The 7,553-nt window shown below is 38.9% G+C and carries 8 protein-coding genes and 6 pseudogenes; 3 read left to right on the top strand and 11 right to left on the bottom strand.

What is annotated here, in order from left to right; all coding sequences use genetic code 11:
* The 4 genes and pseudogenes from ACFIJK_RS08365 to ACFIJK_RS08350 form a co-directional block, all read right to left on the bottom strand.
* Positions 1-107, bottom strand: a 107-nt coding sequence (locus tag ACFIJK_RS08365) for a tail protein X (protein WP_375627479.1), incomplete at its 3' end; no start/stop codon positions are given.
* Positions 104-484, bottom strand: a complete 381-nt coding sequence (locus ACFIJK_RS08360; RefSeq protein WP_375627476.1) for a phage tail protein — start codon at positions 482-484, stop codon at positions 104-106. The genes ACFIJK_RS08365 and ACFIJK_RS08360, both read right to left, overlap by 4 nt.
* A gap of 5 nt (positions 485-489) precedes the next feature.
* A pseudogene (locus ACFIJK_RS08355) lies at positions 490-966 on the bottom strand (phage tail protein); the annotation flags it as partial.
* Positions 967-984: 18 nt separating this feature from the next.
* Positions 985-1,086 (bottom strand): annotated as a pseudogene (locus ACFIJK_RS08350) (phage antirepressor Ant); the annotation flags it as partial.
* 384 nt (positions 1,087-1,470) lie between these two features.
* Between ACFIJK_RS08350 and ACFIJK_RS08345 the strand changes: the two are divergent.
* The gene (locus ACFIJK_RS08345) at positions 1,471-2,556 is read left to right on the top strand and encodes a hypothetical protein (protein ID WP_375627475.1); all 1,086 of its coding nucleotides are present in this window, start codon (positions 1,471-1,473) and stop codon (positions 2,554-2,556) included.
* Between the two features lie 3 nt (positions 2,557-2,559).
* Here ACFIJK_RS08345 and ACFIJK_RS08340 read toward each other — a convergent pair whose 3' ends face one another.
* From ACFIJK_RS08340 to ACFIJK_RS08325, 4 genes and pseudogenes are all read right to left on the bottom strand, one after another.
* On the bottom strand, positions 2,560-2,940 hold the full coding sequence (locus tag ACFIJK_RS08340) for a hypothetical protein (protein ID WP_375627474.1): 381 nt from the start codon (positions 2,938-2,940) through the stop codon (positions 2,560-2,562).
* Between the two features lies 1 nt (position 2,941).
* Entirely contained in the window at positions 2,942-4,021 is a 1,080-nt protein-coding gene (locus ACFIJK_RS08335; protein ID WP_375627473.1) for a major capsid protein, read from the bottom strand.
* Positions 4,002-4,194 (bottom strand): annotated as a pseudogene (locus tag ACFIJK_RS08330) (head decoration protein); the annotation flags it as partial. The gene ACFIJK_RS08335 and the pseudogene ACFIJK_RS08330, both read right to left, overlap by 20 nt.
* Before the next feature lie 42 nt (positions 4,195-4,236).
* A pseudogene (locus tag ACFIJK_RS08325) lies at positions 4,237-4,805 on the bottom strand (hypothetical protein).
* A 179-nt stretch (positions 4,806-4,984) separates the two neighbouring features.
* Between ACFIJK_RS08325 and ACFIJK_RS08320 the strand changes: the two are divergent.
* Together ACFIJK_RS08320 and ACFIJK_RS08315 are read left to right on the top strand one after the other, a co-directional pair.
* Positions 4,985-5,206: a type II toxin-antitoxin system RelB/DinJ family antitoxin gene (locus ACFIJK_RS08320; protein WP_375627478.1), complete on the top strand. Its 222-nt coding sequence runs from the start codon at positions 4,985-4,987 to the stop codon at positions 5,204-5,206.
* Positions 5,193-5,474: a type II toxin-antitoxin system YafQ family toxin gene (locus ACFIJK_RS08315; protein ID WP_375627477.1), complete on the top strand. Its 282-nt coding sequence runs from the start codon at positions 5,193-5,195 to the stop codon at positions 5,472-5,474. The genes ACFIJK_RS08320 and ACFIJK_RS08315 overlap by 14 nt, the downstream gene beginning before the upstream one ends.
* A gap of 46 nt (positions 5,475-5,520) precedes the next feature.
* On the opposite strand, the gene ACFIJK_RS08310 is transcribed toward ACFIJK_RS08315, so the two are convergent.
* The 3 genes and pseudogenes from ACFIJK_RS08310 to ACFIJK_RS08300 form a co-directional block, all read right to left on the bottom strand.
* Positions 5,521-5,799, bottom strand: coding sequence for a hypothetical protein (locus ACFIJK_RS08310; protein ID WP_375627472.1), 279 nt, complete (start codon positions 5,797-5,799; stop codon positions 5,521-5,523).
* Positions 5,796-6,523, bottom strand: a pseudogene (locus ACFIJK_RS08305) (antA/AntB antirepressor family protein). The gene ACFIJK_RS08310 and the pseudogene ACFIJK_RS08305 overlap by 4 nt, the downstream one beginning before the upstream one ends.
* A 576-nt stretch (positions 6,524-7,099) precedes the next feature.
* A pseudogene (locus ACFIJK_RS08300) lies at positions 7,100-7,468 on the bottom strand (hypothetical protein); the annotation flags it as partial.
* Positions 7,469-7,553 lie beyond the last annotated feature (85 nt).

Below are 7,553 nucleotides of genomic sequence, written 5' to 3'. Positions count from 1 at the left end.
GCTGCATAGACGCGTTCAACAGCAAGCGCTTGCTGACCTTTGGCATAGTATTTCCAGCAAATGGCATCAACCATATCGCCTTCTTTTGTTACGTAAAGATCACTCATAGGTCTTCACCATATTCTCTCAACTTTATTGTAAATTCTTGTTTTTTGGGGGTGCCATTATGATGAAAAACATTTTGTTTTTCCTCTACAGAAAGAATGACAAACTTACCTAAGATTTTGCCTTGACCGGTAACAAGAATGTGAGGTCCCATATGCGCTATTTGTCGCAAATATTCGATTTGTCCGTGACCACCTTTGAAATCTGGATAAATCACGCCTGCTAAAGAAAACTCCGCATTTGCAACAGCTGGCAATTGAAGAGCAGCTTTTCGCCCCAATCGCCCTTGCTCTACCCATGGAACCCCATAAGACATATCAAGTGTTTGATAAGCTGCTGTTTCAATGGAAAAAATAAAACTACCCAAAGCTAACATCATGGTATTTAATCCGAAAGGCTAGAGGCTATGGCTAAACGTTGCTGTTTTGCATAGCGTTCGAGTGCTTGATTGACAGCGTCTCTGATTTCGTCCTTGAGACCATTTGGTACTGAAATATTGAGATTTGTAATGGTTACACGGGCGTCTACTTCAACGGGTTTATGAACCGTAATGGGCTTTGGAGCTTTAAAGGCACCCACTTTATTTGTTGCCTGCATTTGTCCTGTTTCAACGACACTTGTATTAAAACCACTCTTGCGTTTTTCAGGCGGGGTATTTGTAACCAATACTGTATCCAGCATTCTTTTTGCGCGTGCATTGCTTTCATCGGTAAAGGTTTTAATGGTCTGGGTTGAAGTTTTGTTGATTGAAACATTAAAGCCTAGCTTTTTTTTCATCCAATTAGGCATCCAGCTGGTTAATTTGCTTATCATGCCGCTAAACCATTCGGACAGGGCTTGCCACTTGCTTTTGATGCCGTCTCACAAGCTACCAATGAGATCGGATTTTATCTCCAAAAATGCATGCAACTCACGAGCATTTACCGTTTGAACGGTATCCTGCTCAATAATTTGTTCTTTAATTTCTATAAGGGTATTCATAAAGGACTCCTAGTTTTTAGACGTTTCTTAATGACACTCTAAAAGAGCTCTGGGTGCTAAGAAACATGGGCAACTAGCTCGTCCGTTACATTTTCCCCGTAAAAGGGTCTTGTATAGTGTAACTACATCTTACAAAGTCATTATATGGGTGTAACATACAACGAGTCAAAACTTTAATTGGCGAAGAAGATATTGTTCCAGCAATCCGTTCGCTCATTGCTTTAAAGTGTTTCTTAGGTACCTGATTCGATTATTCATATCGCTGTAATAATGTCACGCAGTAATATCACTTTTTTCTAAAATTATAAGCACATCTTTACTTTATTTGTCGACTCACTTTAAATTTTTCGGCTTAGTTTTTTATTTATAGTGAAGGGGAAAATAATGCTCAATACGCTTGATACAATTGCGGTGATCGTATGCTTGTTATTATTCCCAGTGATGTTTGTCGGACTTGTTTTAGTGTGTATAAAAAAATGGCGGAAAAACGGATTGAAAACTCTTGGTATTGGAGTTTTATTATTTCTCGGCTCTGCAATATTAGGTGCGTTTTTTTTGCACAAACTCGAACCAGATCAAGTTACATACAATAATGAAATTTTTTCCTCCTCCTCGACTTTATTAACATATGTTGCTACTCAAAATGAAAGCGTGAAACATGTACTACCTGAGAATACTGATAAGCAAAGTATCCATGTTCAAGACAAAAAGTCAGACGAAAATGATGGTCTAGGTTTTTGGGGATGGTTCAGGTTAATTTTCTTTGCATGTATTGCTTTGTCTATTTTTGTTCATTGGCAAGATAAACGCAAAAAACGTTTTAAAGAAAAAGTTTCAGAGCAGGTTTTAATACCTCCCCCCCATATCCACCCTTCTTCTGATTTATCAGTTGTTAATAAAATGTCGCCGGAACTTGAAAAAAAGCGGTTAGAAAAGAGGGTACAGATCTTTCTCCTTTGTGTTCTGTTGAGTGGAGGCATTGTGGTAACAGTAACTATTACACCATGGTTATTACTACCCATTCTTATTGTTTTAATTTTTGTTATTATTGCCTATCGTGAGGCGAAAAAGGAAAAAAACTTTGAGCAAGAAGTTGCTTTGTGGCAATCAGATATTCCTCCCTCTAATTTTGAGGAAGCATGTGAAATGTTTCAAGAACTTGACGCAAGTGAATATGATTATCGTTTAGCAAAAAATGAAAAACTGTTGGGAGTTCAAGAACGCGTTACCTTCAATATTGGCGAAAAGACTCCAGCTTTAGGACGTCTTTTAGTAACAAACCAAGCTATTGTATTTGTAAGCCCTGAAGATAATGAAAGGACTACTTGGGCAGGAATTGCATCAGTCACTATAACATACCAAAGATGTCACATCAGTCACCGTACTGGCTCACCATGGAGTTACCGATTTAGTGCCATTCCAAATCCAAGGTTTGTAGCAGTAATTCGGGCTCTTGGGCAGCCTTATTAATTTTTAAACACACAAGATAAAGATACGTCCATTTTTTATCTCCCGCAAGATAAGCTTATACATACTAGATTCTGAGGCTTGGACATCTGTGACAGTGAAGTGCTCTTGAGAAGAGGGCGCTTTGCTGTTTTCAGGAGAGAGGACCACAATACTATCTTGAGGTTTTGGTGGTAAACCCCCGATGTCATTGATACAAAGATCAAGTTCCTTTCTTGGAATTGTGGTGGGGATTCTGCCACCGGCGTCCGATTCTGAATGCTTAATGCCGTAAATCGCTGTAATCCGAAAAGATTGCTGATTGTCCTTTCGCGTGTAGATGATGGGCTGCCCAAAAGTGTTGCGCACATCTTTAACCATTTGGTTTAGCAGCCCGTGCCATCGCATGTTATTTCGCTCCAATCACTGCTTTAAACAGCATTTCTGGGCGTGTACAAATGTAAAAAAGCGGATAGCTATAGACCTCCGGTTTTACCCATGCATTACGGTCGTGGTCGACGATTAGCATCGTGTAGAGAGGTTTTCCAACGGTGTTAGCAAAATCCAAGCTTTCCCCTGGTGCAAAGGTTTTTTGGAATACACCAGGTGCATCAACAGGAAAGAATTGACATTCATCAGGCTTAATTCCTATGGCGCGTTTGGTTCCAGCCTTCGCACTTACATTATAGTTGTGAATACTCCGGTAATTAATGAAAGTGACACCTGCAAAGTCAAAACTGCCAAAGCTCCCCGAGCCAAGAGCGCTTGGTGTTGCAACACCTCCAGCGCTATTGAGTGTCTGTGCTAAGGCTGTGTTTAAATAGGTCTCACGAATTGTTTTATGGTTTTTCAATTTGGAAAAGAATTCATTTCCACAAAGCCCAATAATCCGTGAACGATCAGAAAATGCTCCTTTTGAAGCCTCAATCATCCTCATAATGACTTGGTCAACATGGTCAGCAACATTGGTTGTTTCTGTATTTAGTTTAAAGTCAATGGGCTTTGGTGGTGTGATTTCCCATTCCTTGTACCAATCGACAATAACAGAGCCATCAGCATCAAGAACCACCCCTTGAACGACGCCGAGTTGCATATTCTCCCATGTCAATTCGATTTCAGAAATCAGTTTCTTTTGTTTTCTGGCAATATATTTCATTGCTGTCTCTAACTGATCTTCTGCGCCAAATTCACGACGGTTTTGGATTTCTTCTGATTTCACCGTATCACTTTTGGCAATCCGTGTTGTTTTGAAAAACCGAAGATTACGACTCTCTCTATCACCTTCTGCCAAAGGTGCGCCACGTTCACTGGTTTGAATAAGCGAAAATGTATTATCACGCCGTTCAATACCAACCACTGTGGTGCTTGTTTCCACTTCCTCAAAAAGATCAAGAGAACTAATAAGCCCCGGTTGAAACTCATAGTTTTCGATGGCTTTCATCATTGTGATGCTTGAGAAAGCATCATGTTTAAAAAAATTCATATCCATGTGTGCATTCTCCTATCGCAATAGAATTGTTGTTATGGTCTTCTAATGACTGAATGGCTGCTTTCTTTTGCTCATCTGTGATGGCATCTGTCCAATAGCAGTTCAGAAGCTTTTACAGTGCATAAGCGTACTGTAATCACGGCGCGTTGATCTGCTTCAGACGGTCTGGTTGTCGTGCGTCATTGGCATTGGCGAAAAATTCTTCGACTGTATTTTCATTCATTATTCGTTTCTTGCAAGTTCTCTAACTCTGGAGAATGAGGATCATGAAAGGTACTGGAATATTAACCCCCTCAAGCAAAGCTGTGCCCATGTAATAATCAATAACACCAATAAGGCTGGCGGCATCACATCCAACTTGTGCAGCAATGCTTGCAGCAAAATGATGAGGAAAATTCAACATGGCATCACGGTGTACTCTTCCAAACTCACGCGCTGCCTTTTTCATTTCTTCTCGATCAACGGTTGTTTCGCGTAAGCGTTCAAGGGCAATCTTTTCGCTTTCAAGCGCAACTTGCATTCGCTCCAGTTTTATCTTGTATTCATTGGCATCCTCTGTAGAGGTTTGTTTGATATTTGTTCGCGGTTGTCCATCAGGCGCTAAAAATGGGGTAGGGTGCTTGTTGGATTTGCTTGTTGCAACGGCTTCATTGACAGAACCATCTTCAAAAAGAGCCGCATCAAATTTGCCTGTCTTTATCCGAGAAACCACTGCATTATGTGAAACACGCATCTTTTTTGCAAACGCACGAACCGATATCCCCTCACGATGCTTCTTATTCATAGTTTCGCCTTGCCTTGATTTCCTTCCCATATTGAGAAATGGGGTTTTCGGCGTATCAGATAAGCCAAATATTTTGCGGTTGAAATTAAACTCCACTTGTATTGCACTGGAATACAGTTACAAGAGGAGAGATCATTATGGCAGCTAGTCGTATGCTTTAGGCGTGTGTACCAGAAGAAATTCAAAATATCGCTAATCAAGTTATTCAAGCTTCAGGTTTATCAGTAAGTGATGTTGTGAGAGTGTTGATGACGCGTATTGCACAAGATAAATCTATTCCGTTCTTCTTGTTTCAACCCAATGCGGAAACCATAGCGGCTTTTACGGAATTAGATGAAGGCAACTTAAAAAAGTTTCATTCCGTAGACGAATTATTTGATGATCTATATGTGGACGATTGAACGCACCACTATCTTCAAATGTGATTTCAAGCGTGAAATGAAGGGATGGTATCGGCATCTTTTAGATATTGATTTGCGCCAAATCATTGCAGCATTAGCAAATGACCAGCCTTTAGAACCTCGATATCATGATCATGCATTGACTGGGAATTGGAGCAATTATCGAGATTGTCATATTCGACCTGACTTAGTGTTGATTTATCGCTTGATTGCTCAAGATCGATTGGTTTTAGTATGTCTTGGCTCCCATTCAAAACTTGATCTTTAAACCACCTCCCCATTTTGAGAACGGGGAGGGGAGTTGTGTTTTTAAGTTAAGCAGCTTTTACAACAGGACTTTCCAAAGTAGGAGCATAAGCTTGCAATAACGGATTCATGCTATGCGGTAGTTCTGAAGTTCCAAAACCTGTAAGAACTGCAAGAATCTTTGTAATATTCGGCACCTCATCTTGAAGTTTTAAAATCAAAGCTTTTTCTACTATGCCCATGATGTCGACCAGAGCACTACAATTTTTGTTATCTACATATTCACAATTAACAAAGTGAAACAACGTTATCCATAAATCGCATAAAAAACTGGTATCTACCTTCATTGCACACCCCCAAAGATTTGTTCTCTCAAATATGCTAATCCTTTTGGTGTAATTTTTGTTGAAGGCAGTACCTTTTCTGTAGCATTAGGTCTTTGAATAGTGATAGCAGGATAATCCATAAATCCTTTCTTGATTTTATCCTGATAGGGTATAATGGATTACTTGGAACACGGCGATACACCCAATCATGTTTACGCAAGTAATCTGTTAAGTCCTTTGGTCGTACTTCAAGGATTTTTCCCCTTCAATAAGACTGAACAAACCATCAGAAGGTTTTAAGCTCTCAAGCGCGTCTGCTTTGGATGCTAATTCTGCAATGATGCTATCTTTCTGTTCGATTTGATTTTGTAGTTGAATCAAGATGCCAAGTAATGCTTCGGGCTTGGAGTAATCGATTTGCGGTGTCGCTACTTGTTTTGCAAGCTTTTCACATTCGATAAAATACTCTTTTGGTTAATGACCTTTATCATTACGCTCGATCATTGAAGGTGTTTTGCCATGCCTAATGTATTGTGGTATTTTACGCTAGGCAATCTTTTTCTAAATTTTTAGAAAAAACTATAAAATCTATATTTTCTCGAAATTTGCATTCTATAATACGATTTTTAATCCAGTCTGCAAATTTTGATGTAATTTCCAAAAATTCATGCAAATCACGAGCATTGACGGTTTGAACAGCTTCTCTATCAATAACCATTTCTTTAATTTCTATAAGAGTGTTCATAGTGAAATCCTATCGATTAAGGTTCCTTGTTGACATTCCAGAAGAATGCTGAGCGCTAAGAAACACAGTCGATAATCCGTCGTTACGCTTGGCCCATAAAGAGTATTGTATAGCGTAACTACACCCGACAAATCCATTATATGCATGTAGCATATAATGAGTCAAAGTCTCTAATGTGCGGAGAAGAGATTGTGTCGGTAATCTATCCGCTATCGATTTAAGGTGTTTCTTAGGCACCTGATTCAAAAATATACATTGACGCAATAATGTCGAGAATAAAAATAATTTCCATCTCAAAATAATTATATACTGTACAGTGTGCATATTGAAATAATTATTTATCAATGAGTTAAGTGTACAATGTACAGTTAATTTGAAAATTCTGTCGCTAGCGATAGTTTACGCAGCCTGCCCCGTAACGAAGCTAATTCGCTGGGAAGTATCTTTTATATTGATTTTATTGACTTTTTTATAAAAAACAAAGCATAAGTGATAATTTGTTTTTAAAATTGCAATCAAAGTGTGTAATGCATAAACTTATAAGGATATGGGATAGGTAGATAAAGCTTGAGAACATTATTTAGCTTTCTTATTAGCACCGTATTCTTGACGTTTAAGTTGTCTCTGTATGTTTTTAGTTAATCTTTCACTGGCATATTGTGCGATAGAATTTGTGATTTCTGGTTTGGACATCACTCCAGCAATTGATGATCCTTCTTGTTTTGCAATGGGGAATTTACCTCCGTCTACTCTTTGAAAAACATTACTCTTCATCTTTTTAAAATCAACACGCTTTGGAAAACTCCTACCCTTGATAAAACCATGAGGCAAGATTTCTTTTTTCCAAACATTGTGTAAGTTACGCCGCGTTTTGTTTTTTTTCTTGAAAAAATTAAGAGGTATCGGTGTTCCAGAACCAATGATATCTGTCTCGAGAAGTTTTGCTTTATAGCGGCTTTAGCCAAGGCATTTCACCTTGGCAAGCAAAGCGAACGGCAAAAGCAAACAGAGAATGCTTTAAAGACAGCAA

The organism is Bartonella sp. PS17NMGDW, assembly GCF_042193555.1.
In the GTDB taxonomy this organism is placed as follows: domain Bacteria; phylum Pseudomonadota; class Alphaproteobacteria; order Rhizobiales; family Rhizobiaceae; genus Bartonella; species Bartonella grahamii.
This window is presented reverse-complemented; position numbering and strand designations above follow the sequence as displayed.

Bases quoted from the DNA above. Each gene is read 5' to 3' on its own strand.
- ACFIJK_RS08315 (WP_375627477.1), top strand. From the start codon at position 5,193: ATGTGGACGATTGAACGCACCACTATCTTCAAATGTGATTTCAAGCGT.
- ACFIJK_RS08310 (WP_375627472.1), bottom strand. From the start codon at position 5,799: ATGAAGGTAGATACCAGTTTTTTATGCGATTTATGGATAACGTTGTTT.
- ACFIJK_RS08335 (WP_375627473.1), bottom strand. From the start codon at position 4,021: ATGGATATGAATTTTTTTAAACATGATGCTTTCTCAAGCATCACAATG.
- ACFIJK_RS08345 (WP_375627475.1), top strand. From the start codon at position 1,471: ATGCTCAATACGCTTGATACAATTGCGGTGATCGTATGCTTGTTATTA.
- ACFIJK_RS08360 (WP_375627476.1), bottom strand. From the start codon at position 484: ATGATGTTAGCTTTGGGTAGTTTTATTTTTTCCATTGAAACAGCAGCT.
- ACFIJK_RS08340 (WP_375627474.1), bottom strand. From the start codon at position 2,940: ATGCGATGGCACGGGCTGCTAAACCAAATGGTTAAAGATGTGCGCAAC.